11 protein-coding genes, 1 tRNA gene and 2 pseudogenes are annotated in these 17,638 nt (G+C 64.7%); 12 read left to right on the top strand and 2 right to left on the bottom strand.

Annotated elements, in window-relative coordinates; all coding sequences use genetic code 11:
* The first annotated feature begins 28 nt into the window (after positions 1-28).
* Both IVB42_RS04650 and IVB42_RS04645 read left to right on the top strand, forming a co-directional pair.
* Positions 29-2,286, top strand: a pseudogene (locus IVB42_RS04650) (tetratricopeptide repeat protein).
* 115 nt (positions 2,287-2,401) lie between these two features.
* The gene (locus IVB42_RS04645; RefSeq protein ID WP_018457795.1) at positions 2,402-2,935 is read left to right on the top strand and encodes a DUF805 domain-containing protein; all 534 of its coding nucleotides are present in this window, start codon (positions 2,402-2,404) and stop codon (positions 2,933-2,935) included.
* A 21-nt stretch (positions 2,936-2,956) separates the two neighbouring features.
* Here IVB42_RS04645 and IVB42_RS04640 read toward each other — a convergent pair whose 3' ends face one another.
* Positions 2,957-3,991: a cysteine synthase A gene (locus tag IVB42_RS04640; RefSeq protein ID WP_247296786.1), complete on the bottom strand. Its 1,035-nt coding sequence runs from the start codon at positions 3,989-3,991 to the stop codon at positions 2,957-2,959.
* A 727-nt stretch (positions 3,992-4,718) separates the two neighbouring features.
* Here IVB42_RS04640 and IVB42_RS04635 point away from each other — a divergent pair.
* The 9 genes from IVB42_RS04635 (at position 4,719) to IVB42_RS04595 (ending at position 16,812) form a co-directional block, all read left to right on the top strand.
* Positions 4,719-6,203, top strand: coding sequence for an efflux transporter outer membrane subunit (locus IVB42_RS04635; RefSeq protein ID WP_026233443.1), 1,485 nt, complete (start codon positions 4,719-4,721; stop codon positions 6,201-6,203).
* Positions 6,193-7,602 (top strand): efflux RND transporter periplasmic adaptor subunit, encoded by a 1,410-nt coding sequence (locus tag IVB42_RS04630; protein WP_204511169.1) that lies wholly within the window; start codon positions 6,193-6,195, stop codon positions 7,600-7,602. Before IVB42_RS04635 ends, IVB42_RS04630 begins: the two co-directional genes overlap by 11 nt.
* 36 nt (positions 7,603-7,638) lie before the next feature.
* Positions 7,639-10,788 carry an efflux RND transporter permease subunit gene (locus tag IVB42_RS04625; RefSeq protein WP_247395675.1) on the top strand — a complete coding sequence of 1,050 codons (3,150 nt, stop codon included), beginning with the start codon at positions 7,639-7,641 and terminating at the stop codon, positions 10,786-10,788.
* Positions 10,788-13,892: an efflux RND transporter permease subunit gene (locus IVB42_RS04620; RefSeq protein WP_085349830.1), complete on the top strand. Its 3,105-nt coding sequence runs from the start codon at positions 10,788-10,790 to the stop codon at positions 13,890-13,892. Before IVB42_RS04625 ends, IVB42_RS04620 begins: the two co-directional genes overlap by 1 nt.
* Positions 13,893-13,933: 41 nt before the next feature.
* The gene (locus IVB42_RS04615; RefSeq protein ID WP_247469776.1) at positions 13,934-14,668 is read left to right on the top strand and encodes a tRNA-uridine aminocarboxypropyltransferase; all 735 of its coding nucleotides are present in this window, start codon (positions 13,934-13,936) and stop codon (positions 14,666-14,668) included.
* 197 nt (positions 14,669-14,865) lie between these two features.
* Positions 14,866-15,582, top strand: a complete 717-nt coding sequence (locus tag IVB42_RS04610) for an ABC transporter permease (RefSeq protein WP_085385242.1) — start codon at positions 14,866-14,868, stop codon at positions 15,580-15,582.
* 10 nt (positions 15,583-15,592) lie between these two features.
* Complete coding sequence (locus IVB42_RS04605; RefSeq protein ID WP_247395673.1) at positions 15,593-16,345, top strand: ABC transporter ATP-binding protein; 753 nt, start codon at positions 15,593-15,595, stop codon at positions 16,343-16,345.
* Positions 16,346-16,403: 58 nt separating this feature from the next.
* Positions 16,404-16,477: transfer RNA gene (locus IVB42_RS04600), tRNA-Cys, on the top strand.
* 188 nt (positions 16,478-16,665) lie between these two features.
* Positions 16,666-16,812, top strand: a complete 147-nt coding sequence (locus IVB42_RS04595) for a hypothetical protein (protein ID WP_247296782.1) — start codon at positions 16,666-16,668, stop codon at positions 16,810-16,812.
* 87 nt (positions 16,813-16,899) lie between these two features.
* Here the strand turns inward: IVB42_RS04595 and IVB42_RS04590 are convergent, their stop codons facing one another.
* Positions 16,900-17,112: a hypothetical protein gene (locus tag IVB42_RS04590; RefSeq protein WP_085349828.1), complete on the bottom strand. Its 213-nt coding sequence runs from the start codon at positions 17,110-17,112 to the stop codon at positions 16,900-16,902.
* A 256-nt stretch (positions 17,113-17,368) separates the two neighbouring features.
* Between IVB42_RS04590 and IVB42_RS04585 the strand changes: the two are divergent.
* Positions 17,369-17,631 (top strand): annotated as a pseudogene (locus IVB42_RS04585) (hypothetical protein).
* The last annotated feature ends 7 nt before the right edge of the window (positions 17,632-17,638 follow it).

The raw sequence follows: 17,638 nt of genomic DNA, 5'->3' as shown, positions 1-17,638 counted from the left end.
TTTTCGGGCCATCCTCCGGAGAGAGACTTTGCAGAGCAGCGCCGGCGCGCGCGCATTCCAGAACGCGCGATTGCAAAAGAAATTGAAGAAGCAGGCGGACGCACTCATGTCCGCCGCGGTTCAGGCACTCGGCCAGGGCAGATACGCGGAGGTCGAGACACTCTGCCGCCGGATTTTGACGGAGGTTCCGGATCATTTCGACGCCGCGCACTTGCTCGGTCTGCGCGCGTATGATGGCGGGCGGCTCGATGAGGCGCAACAACTGCTCGAGCGCGCGACCGTGCTCGATCCGCGTTCGCCCGATGCCCATGGTAATCTCGGGGCGGTGTATTTCACCCTCCAGAAGTTTCAGGAGGCTCGCGCATGCCAGGAGAAGGCCGTTGCGCTGAAGCCGAATTCTCCGATCGCCTTGACCAATCTCGGCAATACGCTGCTGCACATGGGCCTCGCCGAGCAGGCTATCGAGCTGCACGATCGCGCTATCAGGCTGAAGCCGGACTATGCCGATGCATTTTGCAATCGGGGCATGGCGGAGCTGATCGAAGGCCAGTCCCAGCGCGCCAAGGAGAGTTTCGATCGCGCCCTCGCGTTTCAACCGCGTCACGCGGAAGCGATCGCAGGCAGGGGCATGGTATGCATCGAGCTCCGGCACTACGAAGAGGCGGCCGCGGCGATCGCGGCAGGGCTCGCGATCAAGCCGGATTCGCCGAAGATTCTGGCGCAGCGCGGACGGCTCAATCTCGATCTGTTGCGGCTGGAGCAGGCGCTCGCGGACTTTGATGCGGCGCTGGCGCTTTCGCCGAGGCTCGAAGTGGCCTTGCAGGGAAAGGCGCAAGTCAACCTTGTCAAGGGCAACACGGCCGAGGCGATTGCGGCCGTCGAGACCTTGCTGGAGGAAAATCCGCGGTCCGACATCGGAATTGCGCTCCTTGCTTCCTGCTATGCGAGCCAGAGAGACATCGCGACGGCGCTCGAACATCTCGACGCCGGGCTGGCAATGGCGCCTGATTATGCGGACTTGATCGGGCGCAAGATATTCTTCCTGGACTATCTCCCGGAGGCCGATTTTTCGGTTCAGCAGGCTGCGCGAAAACAATGGTGGGACGCGATCGGCGCCAAATTGGCGCAAAGGGCGTTGGCGCCCCGCACGCTTGATCCGGACAAGCGGATTTTGATCGGATATGTCGCTTCCGAATTGAGGAACCACTCGGCAGCGTTCGCTCTGTTGCCGGTGCTGCGCCATCATGATCATGCCAGGTTCGAGATCGTCTGCTATTCGTGCTCGCCGGTAAGAGATGAGATGACCGCCGCATTCAGGTCCTCGGCGGACGTCTGGGTCGACGCCTGGCAGATGTCGGACGACGAACTGGCCGATCGCATTCAGGCCGACAAGGTCGATATCCTGATCGACGTATCCGGGCACACGACCGGCAACAGGCTCCATGTCTTCGCCCGCAAGCCGGCCCCGATCCAGGTCTCGGGGTTTGGTCACGCCACGGGCACGGGCCTTCAGACCATGGACTACGTGCTCGCGGATCCCGTCTTCATTCCGCAATCGGCGCGCCATCTGCTGGCTGAAAAGGTCTACGACCTGCCGTGCCTGATCACGATCGATCCCATTTTGGATCTACCTGCATCGGAGCCGCCCATGCTCCGCAACGGCCATGTCACCTTCGGCGTGTTCAACCGCATCTACAAGATCTCGGACGAGGCCATCCGGGTGTGGTCGAAAGTGATGCGCGAGGTGACCGGTTCGAAGATCATCGTCAAACATACCCTGCTTGACGATCCCATGTTGCGCGACAATTTGGTCGCGCGGTTCGTGGCACAGGGCGTTGCCGAGGAGAATGTCACCTGCCTGGGCTCGTCGCCGCGCCCCGAGCACCTGCGGGCCTTTGCGAACGTCGACATATCGCTCGACACGTTCCCGCAAAATGGCGGCGTCAGCACCTGGGAATCGCTCTATGCCGGCGTTCCGGTCGTGGCCAAGCTCGGCAACGGCGCCTCGTCGCGTGCCGGTGGTTCGATCGTGGCTGCGGTCGGTCTCGACGACTGGGTCGCCGAGGACGACGAGGGCTATGCCGCGATCGCCTGCAAATATGCGGCGCAGCCGGCGTATCTGGCGAGGTTGCGCAGCGACTTGCCGGCCCGGATCGCAGCGTCTCCCGCCGGCAATGTCGAAATCTACACGCGCAAGGTCGAAGCGGGCTATCGCCAGTTCTGCGCGACTATTGTGCCGCGGCTGTCGAAGGCAGCGGGGGCCTGACCCTGCCGGTTGGGGCGTAGCCTCGAATTGCGCCGGCCACCTTAGTCCTCCGGAAACCATGCGGCGCTGCGCGACCGTGCCGGTTCATGGCTCCGAAAGCTATCTCTGGGCATGTGGCGCCAAAAGGGTGCGCCAATGCTCGGTTTCGTCTTCGGCTTGAACGCCCGGCTCGGGCGATTGCATTTCTTCCTCGCGACGGTCGCGCTTGCGATCGTGATGACGGCGATCTGCTTTGCAATCGCAATGGCCGTGCTGAACAACACCTCGCCCGGCGCGATCCGACCCGAAGACCTCACCAAGAGCTGGGCGATGATCGCCGCGATCGTGTTCTTCGGAGTTGCGACCCTCACGCTGCAATCGATGCGCATCCGCGACATCGGCTGGGATCCGGTCTGCGTGGTGCCTGCCTGGTTCGCGCTCATGATCGTCGACCATGTCGTCGCGGGCCGGTTTCCGGCCTGGGCGATCGGGGAGGAGCACCAGGCAACGGCGGTCGGCGCGCTCGTCAACCTCGCGCTGATGCTCGCGCTCATGTTCTGGCCGAGCGGCGACAGCGAGGGCTCCTACGGCGCTCCCCTCCCGCCGCGCACACGCGCGAACAAGCCTTCGCTATCGAACGAGCGCCTCGCGCGGGTGTCGCAGGGATCGTCTCGCTCGAACTGGAGCTAGACGGCCGGCTTCCGGAACGTTCTAGACGAACGGCAGCTTGATGTTGCTGCGCTTCTCCAGCCATTCAGGCACAGGAAGGCTCTTGGCGCGCATGAAGTCCGCATTGAACAGCTTCGACTGGTAACGGCTGCCGGAATCGCAAAGCACGGTGACGATCGTCTTGCCGGGCCCGAGCTGTTTTGCGAGACGCATCGCGCCGGCAACGTTGATGCCGGTCGAGCCGCCGAGGCACAGGCCTTCGTGCTGGAGCAGTTCGTAGATCACCGTGACTGCTTCCGCATCGGGAATGAGATAGGCGTCATCGACCTTTGCGCTCTCGACGATTGCGGTCGCCCGGTTGAGGCCGATGCCCTCGGTGATCGAGCCGCCCGGCGTCGCCTTGGCATCGCCCGTTCTGAAATATTCATACATGCCGGCGCCGTGCGGGTCGGCGCAGGCGATCCTGACGTCCTTGCTCTTCTCTTTCAGGAAGCGGCTGGTGCCGGCCAGCGTGCCGCCGCTGCCGACGGAGCAGACGAAGCCGTCGATCTTGCCGCCGGTCTGCTCCCAGATCTCGGGACCTGTGGACTCGTAATGCGCCTTCGCATTGTCGAGGTTGTTCCACTGGTCGGCGAACAGCACGCCGTTCGGCTCCGTCTTGCGCAGCTCGTCGGCAAGACGGCGGCCGACATGCTGGTAATTGTTCGGATTGGAATAGGGCAGGGCCGGCGATTCCAGCAGCTCGGCGCCGCACAGCTTCAGAAAATCCTTCTTCTCCTGGCTCTGCGTCTCCGGGATCACGATCAGCGTGCGGTAGCCGCGGGCGCTGGCCACGACCGCAAGACCGATGCCGGTATTGCCGGCGGTCGATTCCACGACGAGACCGCCGGGCTTGAGCTCGCCGCGCTTCTCGGCCTCGAGGATCATCCATTTGCCGGCGCGATCCTTCACCGACTGGCCGGGATTCATGAATTCGGCCTTGCCCAGGATGGTGCAGCCGGTCAGTTCGGAAGCGCGCTTGAGCTTGATCAGCGGGGTGTTGCCGATGGCTTCGACAACGTCGTTTTTGATAATCATGTCAGGGGAAATCACTGGCAAGGGGTTGATTAGGTTGGCCAGAACCTAGTGCTTGAAATGCCAAAGGGGAAGGCTTTTGCGCTGCGGCGAAACCCGCGAAAATCCCCGTAAGCAGTGAAAATTTGGAAGGAGAGATCGCCGCTGCTGCTGCTGTGCTACGCCGCGGGATATCGGTAGGAGGATGTGGCCGGCTTCTGCCAAAACATGGAAGATAAGGGTCGTCGCGAGCGCACCCTCCATTGGATGTCAGCCGTCGCCGTCGAAGAGTGCGGATGGTACGCGGGAGGCGGTCAAGATATCGGCACGACGAACGCTTATTCGTTTTCCGATAATGGACAACCTCGCGAAAGTGGCCAGGCCCGGTTTCGCGGCCGGACTGAAGCCGCATCGCGAGCGGTGCAGGCGGATTGGAGGGGGTTGGCGTCGGTGTGGCGGCAGTATCACATGAAATCTTGGTAAGCTCGAACGCACTCAGGAACGACCCTGAAATTCAAGAAACACCTGCAGGACAGCACCCTTTTGTATTTTCTCAGCTCTAAGATCGTCGCGCTTTGGGGGGCACCTCGCAACTGCGGGACTGTCCCGCGGTTCCGCGTCCGGCTAGTATGAGGCGCACAATTTCGCTGAAAGCATCACTTGTGAACGAGTTGTCCAAAGCCCCCCGACGACCGCGCTGCGAATCGGCTAATCCGGCCGCGCGGCGGCGGTTCGATCTGCCCGGCGGGGGGTGGATGTGACACAACGTGTTCCGGCGATCGCCGTGCGGCGGTCACCAGGCGCGACGTCCCGGACGCGACGTGCGGCGCGCTGGCTTGCGGTCGCTTGCCTCGCCGCCGGTTCGGGCGCCTGCGTGCTGACGCAGGATCTTCCTGATCCCGCGCTCGACGTTCCCACGCAATACAAATATGCCGGGAAGGCCGATGCGCCGCCGTCGCTGGATTGGTGGCGCAGCTTCCGCTCCGCGGAGCTGACACAGCTGATGGAAGAGGCGCACACCGTCAACCTCGACATCGCCGCCGCCGTTTCGCGCATCGTCGAGGCCGACGCTCAGGCGCGGCAGGCGGGTGCGGCGCTGCTGCCGAGCCTGTCCGGCACCGGGCAGGAGGCCTATTCGCGCACCTCCGGTTCCTCCGCCTCGGGGCTAACCAATGGCGGCCGTGAGGTCGTCAACTACCAGGCTTCGCTGAGCGCGAGCTACCAGCTCGATTTCTGGGGCCAAAATCGCGACGCCCTGCAAACGGCGGAAGAGACGGCAAATGCCAACCGCTTCGATCGCGACGTCGTTGCGCTGACCACGCTTGCAGGCGTCGCTAACGCCTATTTCCAGGTGCTGGCCTCGCAGGATCGCATCAGGACCTCACAGCGCAACATCGCGAGCGCGCAACGCATCCTCGATGCCGTCAGGGAACGGCGCAAGGCCGGCACCGGCACCGACCTCGACGTCGCCCAGCAGGAGAGCGTGCTCGCAAACCAGAAGGCACTGGTGCCGCCGCTGCGCCAGACGCTCGACCAGAACGTCAATGCGCTTGCAGTCCTGGTGTCGCGGCCGCCGGAGAGCGTGCGCGTGCTCGGCGGCTCGCTGAACCGGATCGCGATTCCGCGCGTGACGCCGGGACTGCCGTCGGAGCTCCTGACGCAGCGGCCCGACATTCGCCGGCAGGAGGCCCAGCTCGCCTCCGCGACAGCGAACGTCGGCAATGCCCGCGCGCAATTCTTTCCGACCATCCAGCTCACCGGCAATGGCGGCTATCAGAGCTCGGCCCTGGTCTCGCTGTTCCAGCCGCATGCGGCATTCTTCCAGCTCGTCGGCAGCGCGACGCAGCCGATCTTCGACGGCGGCAAGATCCTCGGCAATTTCGAGTTTGCCAAGGCGCGGCAGGACGAATTGCTCCAGACCTACCGCAAGACCATCATCCAGTCCTTTGCCGACGTCGACAACGCGCTGTTCTCGATCAAGCAGACCACGATCAGGCTGCAATTGCAGCGTGACGTCCTCAACGCCTCCCGCCGCGCATTCGATCTCTCCGAGCAGCAATTGCGCGCCGGTACCGCCGATATCGTCACCGTGCTCAATACGCAACTGACCCTGTTCCAGGCGGAAGACGCGCTGTCACAGGCGCAACTTGCCCGCCTTCTTGCTATCGTCAGCCTGTATCAGGCGCTCGGCGGCGGCTGGGAGCCGAGGATGGAGAAACCGGTCAATGCTCTTTAAGCCGGATACGAAGCAAGGCGCGAAGGAGGGAACGGCAAAGAAGTCGCGCGGGCGCGGCTTCGTCATGACCCTGATCACGCTGGCGATCCTCGGCGGGCTCGGCTACTACGGCTGGACCATCTGGCACCAGCAGCCGCAGCAGGCGAACGGCCGCAATCAGCGGCCGGATCTGCCGGTGCCGGTGCTGGCGGCGACGCCCCGCATCCAGGACGTTCCCGTCTACCTCGACGGCGTCGGCGCGATCCGCGCACTCAACACCGTGACCGTCCGCTCGCAGGTCGACGGCAAGCTGATCGCGGTCAATTTCACCGAGGGACAGGACGTCAAGAAAGGCGACGTGGTCGGCGAGATCGACCCGGCGCTCTACCAGGCGACGTACGATCAGGCCGTCGCCAAGAAGGCGCAGGACCAGGCCCAGCTCGCCAACCAGCGTATCGACCTTACGCGCTACGAGCAGTTAGCTGCCTCCAATGCCGGATCCAAGCAGCAGGCCGACACCCAACGCGCGCTGGTCGCGCAGACCGAGGCGTTGGTCAAGGCCGACCAGGCCGCGATCGACAATGCAGCGGCGACGCTGAGCTACACCAAGATCGTGGCGCCGATCTCGGGCCGCGCCGGCCTGCGCCAGGTCGATCAAGGCAACATCATCCATGCCTCGGACACCACGGGTCTCGTGGTGATCACGCAATTGCAGCCGATGGCGGTGTGGTTCAGCTTGCCGCAGCAGCAGATCATGCGCGTCAACGCCGCGGCATCGAAGGGCACGCTCGCGGTCGACGTGTTCGGCAATGACGGCCTCACCGTGATCGACACCGGCAAGCTCACCGGCATCGACAACCAGGTCGACCAGACCACGGGAACGCTCAGGCTCAAGGCCGAATTTCCCAACGCCAATTACCAGCTCTGGCCCGGCCAGTTCGTCAATGTCCGCCTCAAGGTCGAGACCTTGACGCAGGCGCTGGTGGTACCGACCTCTGCCGTGCAGCGCGGACCGATCGGCACCTTCAGCTATGTCATCGGCGAGGATAACATCGTCTCGGCCAAGCCGGTGACGGTGACGCAGCAGAACGAGCATGACGCCGTCATCGCCAGTGGCCTGTCGGCGACCGACAAGGTCGTCACGACGGGCTTTGCCAATCTGTCCGACGGCTCCAAGGTGGTCATCGGGCGCGACGATCAGACCCCGTCGGCCGATCTCGCGCCGCGCAAGCGCTCGCGCGGGCCGGATGGTCAGAAGAAGGACGGCGCAAAAGACGGCCAGAAGGACGGACAAGACAAGGACGGCGAGTTCCGCGCCAAGCGCAAGAGCAGCGAAGGCGACCAGAAGGGCCAGACCGGACCGGCACCAGGGCCTCCGTCAAGTCCGGGTGCATCGGGAAGTGGAGCTAAGCAGCCATGATCCCGACAACAGCCGCCTGAGCGGCAGGCGCATCCCATGGGCGTCTCCGAACCCTTCATCCGCCGTCCGATCGCGACCTCATTGCTCGGCATCGCGCTTCTGATTGGCGGGCTGCTCGGCTATTTCGCGCTGCCGGTGTCCGCGCTGCCGCAGGTCGATTTCCCGACCGTGCAGGTGACGACGCAATTGCCCGGCGCGAGCCCCGACGTGATCGCCTCGCTGATCACCGCGCCCTTGGAGCGGCAGCTCGGCCAGATCCCGTCGCTGTCGGCGATGAATTCGACGAGCTCGTTCGGCGTCAGCCAGATCTCGCTGCAGTTCGATCTCAACCGCGACATCGACGGTGCCACCCAGGACGTCCAGGCTGCGATCAACGCGGCGGCCGGCGTGCTGCCCAAGACGCTGCCTTATCCGCCGACCTACGCCAAGGTGAACCCGGCCGATGCGCCGGTGATGACGTTGGCGCTGCGCTCCGACACAATCTCGTTGCGGGCGATGAGCGACATCGCCGATACGCTTCTGGCGCAGCGGCTGAGCCAGATTTCCGGCGTCGGGCGCGTCTCTGTGCTCGGCGGACTGAAGCCAGCTGTCCGCATCCAGGCGGATCTCGCGCGGCTCGCCGCCTATGGCATCGCCATGGAAGACCTGCGCACCGCGATCGCCAGTGCCAACGTCTCCGGGCCGAAAGGCTCGCTCGACGGCGCGCAGCAATCCTACATCATCGCCGCCAACGACCAGATCGCCGCCGCCGACGCCTACAAGCCTGTCATCATCGCCTACCGCAACGGCTCGCCGGTCACGATCGCCGACGTCGCCCAGATCGTCGATGGGCTCGAGAACGACCGCACCGGCGGCTGGTACCAGGGCTCGCCCGCCGTCATCATCGACATCCAGCGTCAGCCCGGCGCCAATGTGATCGACGTCGTCAGCCAGATCCGGGCGGAAATCCCAAAGGTCCAGCGCGCTATTCCGGCCGGCGTGAACCTCACCATCGTCTCCGACCGCACCGTCACCATCCGTGCCTCGGTGCGCGACGTGCAGTTCACGCTGATCCTCAGCGTCGTGCTGGTGACGCTGGTGGTGCTGCTGTTCCTGCGTTCGCTACGCGCCACGCTGATCGCCGGCGTGGCGCTGCCGCTGTCGCTGATCACGAGCTTCGGCATCATGTATTTTGCCGGCTTCAGCCTCGACAATCTGTCGCTGATGGCGCTCACCATCGGCACCGGTTTCGTCGTGGACGACGCCATCGTGATGATCGAGAACATCGTCCGCCACATGGAAAACGGCGACAGCGCGATGGAGGCTTCGCTGAAGGGCGCCAGCGAGATCGGCTTCACCGTGATTTCGCTGACGGTATCGCTGATTGCGGTGTTCATCCCGCTGTTGTTCATGTCGGGCCTTGTGGGCCGCATGTTCCGCGAATTCGCGCTGACCCTGACGATCGCGGTCGTGACCTCCGCCGTGGTGTCGCTGACGCTGACGCCGATGATGTGCTCGCGCCTGCTGAAGCATGCCCATGAAGAGCTGGCAGTGCCGGGTCTTGCCGCGGTCAGCCGCTTCATCGACCGCACCGTCGGGTTCTATCACCGCACGCTGCTCTGGGTGCTGGAGCGCCAGCGCGCGACACTGGTCGTGACTTTCGCCACGCTGATCGCGACCCTGGCGCTCTATGTCGTCGCGCCAAAGGGCTTCCTGCCGCTGCAGGACACCGCCTCGATCACGGCGGTGACCGAAGCCGGTCCCGACGTCTCGTTTGCGGAGATGCAGAAGCGGCAGGCCGAGGCGGCCGACGCCATCAAGGCCGACCCCGATGTGACCGGCGTGGTCTCGGTGATCGGTGCAGGCTCGGTCAATCCGACCACCAATGTCGGCCGTCTTGTCATGACGCTGAAACCTCGCGGCGAGCGGCGCGACGATGTCAGCGTCGTCATCACCCGCCTGAAGGAGCGGGTGGCCGCCATCCCCGGCATGACCATCTATTTCCAGCCGGTGCAGGACGTGCAGATCTCGACCCAGTCGAGCCGTTCGCAATACCAGTACACGCTGACCGGCACCGACGCCGCTTTGGTGTCGGAATGGGCGCGCAAGCTGGTTGCCGAAATGCGGCGCGATCCGCTGTTCCGCGACGTCTCCTCGGAAGCGCAGGAAGGCGGTCTGCGGGCGCAGCTCACGGTCGACCGCACCCGCGCCGGCCAGCTCGGCGTCAGCCTCCAGGGCATCACCGACACGCTCAACGACGCCTTCGCGCAGCGCCAGATCTCGACCATCTACGGCCAGGCCAACCAGTACCGCGTGGTGCTGGAAGCGCTGCCGATGTACCAGCGCGATCCCTCGATCCTGTCGAAGCTTTATCTGCCGGGCGCGGCGAGCGCGACCGCCGGTGCGCCCAACGCGCAGGTGCCGCTCTCCGCCGTGGCGACGCTGACGCGCACCACCGCGCCGCTCGCGATTTCGCACCAGGCGCAATTCCCGTCGATCTCGCTCAGCTTCAACCTCGCGCCGGGCGCGGCGCTTGGCGATGCCGTCGAGGCCGTGAAGACCATCGAGACCCGGATCGAGATGCCCAACAGCATCGTCGGCGTCTATGCCGGCGACGCCGCCGAATTCGCCAAGGCACTCGCCGGCCAGCCCTGGCTGCTGCTGGCCGCGGTGATCACGATCTATATCGTGCTCGGCGTGCTCTACGAGAGCTACATCCATCCGATCACGATCCTCTCGACGCTGCCGTCCGCCGGCGTCGGCGCGATCCTGGCGCTGATGCTGTGCGGGCAGGATCTCTCGGTGATCGGGCTGATCGGCATCATCCTGTTGATGGGCATCGTCAAGAAGAACGCGATCATGATGATCGACTTCGCGCTCGAGGCCGAGCGCGGGCACGGGATGTCGCCGAACGAGGCGATCGTACAGGCTTGTCTGCTGCGCTTCCGTCCGATCATGATGACGACGCTGGCCGCCCTGTTCGGTGCGCTGCCGCTGGCGATCGAGAGCGGCACCGGCGCCGAGCTGCGCTTCCCACTCGGCATCTCCATTATCGGCGGCCTGCTGCTCAGCCAATTGCTCACGCTCTACACCACGCCGGTGATCTATCTCGCCCTCGACCGCATCAACCGCCGCCTCGAGCAGGCGCTGCCGCCGGCCGAATCCGGCGGTCCGCCCGTCGCGGGCGCGACCGAGGGGATGCAGTGATGGCATCGATCTCGGAGCCCTTCATCCGCCGCCCGGTCGCGACCACGCTGCTGTCGATCGGGTTGTTCCTGCTGGGTATCGTGGCTTACGAGTTCCTCCCCGTTGCCTCGGTTCCGAACATCGATTTTCCCGCCATCTTCGTCTCGGCCAGCCGTCCTGGCGCCGACCCGTCCGTCATGGCCGCGACGGTTGCCTCGCCGCTGGAGCGGCGGCTCGGCGAGATCGCGGGCATCAACCAGATCACCTCGACTTCGTCACTCGGCACGACCAGCATCCAGCTCCAGTTCGACATCGGCCGCAACGTCGACAAAGCCGCCCGCGACGTGCAGGCGGCAATCAATGCGTCGCTGGTCGACCTGCCGAGCGATTTGCCGACGCTGCCGCGCTTCCGCAAGGCGAACACCGCAGGCGCGCCGGTCTTCGTGCTGGCGCTGACCTCGAAGACGCTGTCCGCCAGCGCGGTCTACGACGTCGCCGACACCGTGCTGGCGCAGCGCATCTCGCAGGTGCCGGGGGTGGGCAATGTGACGATCTCGGGTGCCGACCAGCCGGCGGTCAGGATTCAGCTCAATCCTGTCGCGCTGTCCAATGCCGGCATCGCCACCGACGACGTGCGAACTGCGATTATCAACGCCAACCCGCTCGGTCCGGTCGGCATCTTCAACGGCGAGCGCCAGAGCGAGACGCTGTCGCTCAACAAGCAGATGCGGACGGCGAAAGAGTTCCGCGACATCGTCATCAAGAGCGCGAAGGGCAATTTCGTCCGGCTCTCCGATGTTGCCGACATCGAGGACTCCGTCCGTAACGCCCGTTCCATCGCCTGGTTCAACAAGCAGCCGGCTGTGCTGATCCAGATCACCAAGCAGGGCGATGCCAACGTCATCGATACCGTCGACCGGGTGAAGGCGCTGATCCCCGCGCTGAAGCAGTGGATCCCGGCCGGGGTCGATATCTCCACCTTGGTCGACCGCACCAGTACGATCCGCGCCAGCGTGCTCGACATGCAGTGGACCTTGCTCGCGACTGCCATTCTCGTGATGGTCGTCGTGTTCGTATTCCTGCGACGGCTCACGCCGACGATCGCAGCCGGAATCTCGGTGCCGCTGGCGCTGGCCGGAACCTGCGCCGGCATGTGGGTCGCGGGCTTCTCGATCGACAATCTTTCGCTCATGGCGCTGGCGATCTCCGTTGGCTTCGTGGTCGACGACGCCATCGTCATGATCGAGAACATGTACCGCAATCTCGAGCACGGCATGCGCCCGCTCCAGGCGGCATTGGACGGCGCCCGGCAGATCGGCTTCACCGTCGTGTCGATCAGCCTGTCGCTGATCGCGGCCTTCACGCCGCTGATCTTCATGGATGGCGTCGTCGGCCGGCTGCTGCGCGAGTTCTCCCTGACATTGACCTTCGCCATCCTGGTCTCGACCCTGGTGTCGCTGACGGTGACGCCGATGATCTGCGCCCATTACATCCGCCAGACCACGTCTGGCACGGCGACCCTGTTCGACCGGATCATCGAGGGCTCGCTGTCGCGCATCGTCGCGTTCTACACCCGCACCTTGCGCACCGTGCTGGAATATCCGCTGCTGACGCTGCTGGTGTTCTTCGCCACCATCGGCCTAACAATTACGCTCTACATCAAGATCCCTAAGGGCTATTTCCCGACCGACGATTCCGGCTTCGTCATCGGGGCGACGCGCGCCTCGGCCGACATCTCGTTCCAGTCCATGCTCAGCCTGCAGCAGCGGCTCGCCGACATCGTGATGCAGGATCCGGCAGTGGCCGGCATCGGCTCCACCGTCGGCAGCGGCGGCGGACCGGGCGGCGCGACCTCCAATCGCGGCACCATGTTCATCAGCCTGAAGCCGCCGGAGGAGCGCGACCACGTCTCGACCCAGGTGGTGATCGACCGTCTCAGGCGGGCGTTATACCCGGTGCCCGGCATCCGCCTGTTCATGTTCGCCGCCCAGGACGTGCGCGCCGGCGGACGGCAGAGCGATTCCGACTACCAATACACGCTGACCAGCACCGACCTCGGCCTGTTGCAAAAGTGGGCGCCGATCGTGGCCAAGCGCATGGAGAGCGTCGAAGGCATCACCGACATCTCCAGCGACCGCGATCCCGGCGGGCTTCAATTGACCTTGTCGATCGACCGCCAGAAGGCCTCCGCACTCGGCGTCCGCGTCCAGGATATCGACAACGCGCTCAACAACGCGTTCTCGCAGCGGCAGATCGGGATCATCTACACCCAGCGCAACCAGTACATGACCGTGCTGGAGATCGACCCGAAATTCCAGGTCGACCCCTCCAACCTCGATCGCATCTATGTCGCCGGCGCGGGCGACGCGCAGGTGCCGCTGTCGGCCGTGGTGCATGCGACGCGCGGGCTCGCCGCGCTCGCGGTCTATCATTCGCAGTCGTTCCCATCGACCACGGTGTCGTTCAACCTGTTGCCGGACGTGCAGATCCAGGCCGCAACGCAGAACATCCAGCGCGCGGTCGAGGAGCTGCACATGCCGGAAGGCATTCGCGGCAGTTTTGATGGCAATGCTGGCGATTTCGCCAAGACCAGCGGCCGCCAGCCGCTCCTGATCCTCGGCGCGCTGGTGGCGATGTATATCGTGCTCGGCGTGCTCTACGAGAGCCTCGCCCATCCGCTCACGATCATCTCGACGCTACCCTCGGCGGGACTTGGCGCGCTGCTGGCCTTGCAGCTCACCAACACGCCACTGACCGTGATCGCCTTCGTTGGCATCATCCTGTTGATCGGCATCGTCAAGAAGAATGGCATCATGATGGTGGATTTCGCGCTCGATGCCGAGCGCCAGCGCGGCCTGTCGTCGGCGGAGGCGATCTTCGAGGCCTGCCAGGCGCGCTTCCGGCCGATCCTGATGACGACGATGGCGGCGCTGTTCGCCGGCATTCCGCTGGTGGTCGCGACCGGGCCCGGCACGGAACTCCGCCGTCCGCTCGGCATCACCATCATCGGCGGGCTGTTCGTCTCGCAGATCCTGACGCTCTACACCACGCCCGTGATCTACCTGCTGGTCGACCGCCTGCGCCGCCGCTCCGAACCGCGCCCGCTGGCCGCGCCGGCGGAATAGGCGGGTTGTTGAACCGCCGTGCAGAGCGTATAGCGGCGACTATGTCGAACCCCACCGCCGCCGCGCCGGCCGATCCGATCCCCGAATGCCCGCACTGCCAGAAGCCGATGCCGTTGTGCATCTGCGACAGCGTCACGCCCATCAAGAACCGGCTCTCGCTCCTGATCCTTCAGCATCCGCAGGAGCAGGACAGGGCGCTCGGCACTGCGCGGCTGCTTGCGAAGCATTTCGCCGGTGCCACGCTGCGGGTCTGCCTGTCCTGGCCGAGCCTGTCGAAAGCGCTGGGGCAACCCATCGAGAACGCCTCGCACTGGGCGGTGCTCTATCTCGGCTCGGCGCACGCCACCGATCTCGAGGCCGAGGGCGAAATCCTGGCTCTCAACCGCAAGAGCGAGGTCGCGGACAACCAGCGCGCGCGCCTCGGCAAGCTCGAAGGTGTGGTGCTGCTCGACGGCACCTGGAGCCAAGCCAAGGCCCTGTGGTGGCGCAACCCGTGGATGCTGAAATGCCAGCGCGTCATCCTGAACCCGACCACCCCATCGCGGTACGGGCGCCTGCGCAAGGAGCCTCGGAAGGACGGACTGTCGACCATCGAGGCTGCGGCGACGATCCTCTCCGCTCTGGAGAAGCGCCCGGACATCGCCGAGACGCTGAATGCCAGCTTTGAACGGATGTTAACCCGCTACCGCGAGGTCCAGACCGAGATGCCCGAATTGGCGCCAAAGCCGCCGGTGAAGGACCGCCGGCGCGGTGTCCGGCGGGTCAAGCGAGCCTGACTCCGGTCCGGATCATCCGTACGGCCGATTGTCCCGCGAGAGGCGGGCGGATAGAGACCGTCGGCCAATAGGCCGCTATCTGCTATGCTCTCGCACGATCGGAACGCCGGAAACGAAGGGGCCGTCGCATTCAGCTTGCAGCCAAGGAGATCCTTGCCCAGGCGGCGCGGTTCGATCGTTGGGGCACGCTTGCCCTGATGGACGTTTCGCTGCGCTATCGGCGTACCGTGATCGGCCCGCTCTGGATCACACTGACGCTCGCGGCGACCATTGCCAGCGTCGGCACGGTCTATGCGGCACTGTTCAGACAGGACATCACGAGCTTTCTGCCGCACTTTGCCGTCGGCCTGATCGTCTGGACGCTGATCGCGACGACGCTCCAGGAAGGTTCCCACATCTTCGTGGCATCAGGCCATTTGATCAAGGCGGTGCCGGCGCCGCTGATCGTGCACGTGCTCCAGATGATGGCGCGCAACGTCCTCATCTTCGCGCATCATCTGGTGATCGTCGTCCTGCTCTATCTCCTGATGCCGTGGCCGCTGCATGGGAGCATGCTGCTCGCGGTACCGGGCTTCGCGATCCTGCTCACTGTGCTGCTGGGTGGCTCGGTCGCGCTCGGTATGCTCTGCGCGCGGTTTCGTGACATCGGCTCGGCGATCGTCAGCGGCCTGCAATTCGTCTTCTTCCTGACGCCGATCATCTGGACCGAAGACAGCGCGCGCGGCACCGCGTTTTATTGGCTGATCCGCGCCAATCCGTTCGCGACGCTGCTCGATCTGGTGCGCAGGCCGCTACTGTCGCAGTCGACCGATGCGGAGCAATGGCTCCTCGGGGTCATCTATGCGACCGTCGTGGCCGTCATCGGCCTCGGCTGCTACGCGAAATACCGCCATCGTGTGGCGTATTGGCTGTGAGGCACGAGATATGACCCCCGCAGCTCATATCGCGCTTCGCAACGTCTCGGTAAGGTTTCCGGTGCTGTCGTTCCGCGACCGCTCGCTGCGCAGCCGGTTCGTCAACGCGATGACACTGCGGCGGACCACGGCGACCCCGCACATCGTCTCCGCGTTGAATGACGTCAACCTCGACATCCGTGCCGGCGATCGCGTCGCCATCATCGGCGCCAATGGCGCCGGCAAGACCACGCTGCTGCGGGTGCTCGCCGGCATCTACCATCCGACGTCGGGCAGCGTGGACGTGCTGGGCCGCTGTCTGCCGCTGTTCGATCTCTCGGCCGGATTCGACGAGGAAGCGACCGGCTACGAGAACATCATGCGGCGTGGCCTCGTGATCGGCGCACGGCGCTCCGAGATCGACGCCAAGCGGGGGGAGATCGCCGCATTCACCGAACTGGGCGACCGGCTCGACCTGCCGCTGCGCACCTATTCCAGCGGCATGATGCTGCGCCTGATCTTTGCAGTCGCAACCGCCGTCGAGGGCGAGATCGTGCTGCTCGACGAATGGATCGGCGTCGGCGACCAGCAGTTCCGCAAGAAGGCGCGGCAGCGGCTCGACGGGATCGTTGTACGCGCCGGCATTCTGGTGCTCGCCTCGCACGACATCGAGTTGATCAAGAGCACCTGCAACCGCGCGATCCTGCTGGAGGAGGGGCGGATTGTGGCCGCCGGCGCGACCGATGAAATTCTCGGCCAATATCTCGGCGGCGCGAAGGCGTAGCTGGTCCGGTCGGGGTTGCCTAAGCCTGTGATCCCCTATATTGCTCCGCCCTCGTTGGGGCCACGTGGCGGAGTGGTTACGCGCCGGTCTGCAAAACCGTTTACTCGGGTTCGAGTCCCGACGTGGCCTCCATCTCAACCTCCTGATATTTCAGCAATATTCGATCGTATCGCGGCTGCCATCGGCCCGCGCGAGCGATGCATGCTGGCGGCGCACACCGGGTTCGCCCGGGGCCCGGGGGAAACCCGCCATTCAGCCCGCTGGCATAGTCTTCGCATCTGCGAAATGATGCATCCCAACGATCGAGCGCTGGAGAGCACGTGAGCGAAATCGTCCGATTTGTCCCGAAATCCGAGCTGGAGCGGGCCCGCCTCATTCGCGAGGCCCGTGCGATCTATGACAGCATCTTTCCGCCGGCCGCACCCGACCAGGCGCAGCAGGACGGCGGGGAGCGGGTCAAGACCTGATCGCGATCACGCGGGATTTTCACCGCGTAGCTGCCATAGCAAAACGCCCGCGGAGCGCGGGCGCGTCGGCTCACGGTGAAATTGGCTTCAGCAGGCCGCGTACCAGCCGTCCGGGAAAGGCACCAGGGGCCAGGCGCCCTCATTGTCATTGGCGGCCTTGGGCTTCGCGGAGGCGTTGGGCTTCGCGTAATACGTCCACGAGCGCGGCACGAAATCCTCCCCCGGCACGAACGCCAGATCTTCATGGACCATGGCGTCCTGGACGGCATCCAGCAGCAAGTTGAATTCGGCTTCGCTCATCACACCCTCCGGACCGCGGATGGCGCAATATCGCAAAGCCGGTTTGTTTCCCGGTTGAGCCGATCGATCGCATTTTAACGATCCGCCAATCGGGTCCCGATTGGTTAGCGATTGATGAAATCGCGTTGGGAAACTTAGGTTCCTGCCGGGGTGCCCGCAGTGTGAAGGATGTCCCATCTTTCGCTGTTTATTTCTCCTACCCCTTTGCACACCGGCCAATACAGGCCGGTCGGGCAAAGCAGACGGGAGACTGGTCATGAAGGCGCGGTTCTTGCGATTTGCGGGCGTGAAAAGCCGGGCGCGCCGGGCCTCGACGGTCGGGCTGTTCCTGACGCTGTTTGCCTCCGCCGCCCATGCGCAGCAGGGAACACCCGAGCAGCGCCGGGCCTGTACCCCGACGTCTACCGGCTCTGCGCCGGCGAAATCCCCAACGTCCGCGCCATCACGGCCTGCCTGCGCCGTAACAGGCCAAGCTTGAGTGAGGCTTGCCGCATCGTGTTCGATCAGGCCGGCGGCTGACATACCG

The sequence above is a fragment of the Bradyrhizobium sp. 45 genome, from assembly GCF_023073155.1.
In the GTDB taxonomy this organism is placed as follows: domain Bacteria; phylum Pseudomonadota; class Alphaproteobacteria; order Rhizobiales; family Xanthobacteraceae; genus Bradyrhizobium; species Bradyrhizobium canariense_D.
This window is presented reverse-complemented; position numbering and strand designations above follow the sequence as displayed.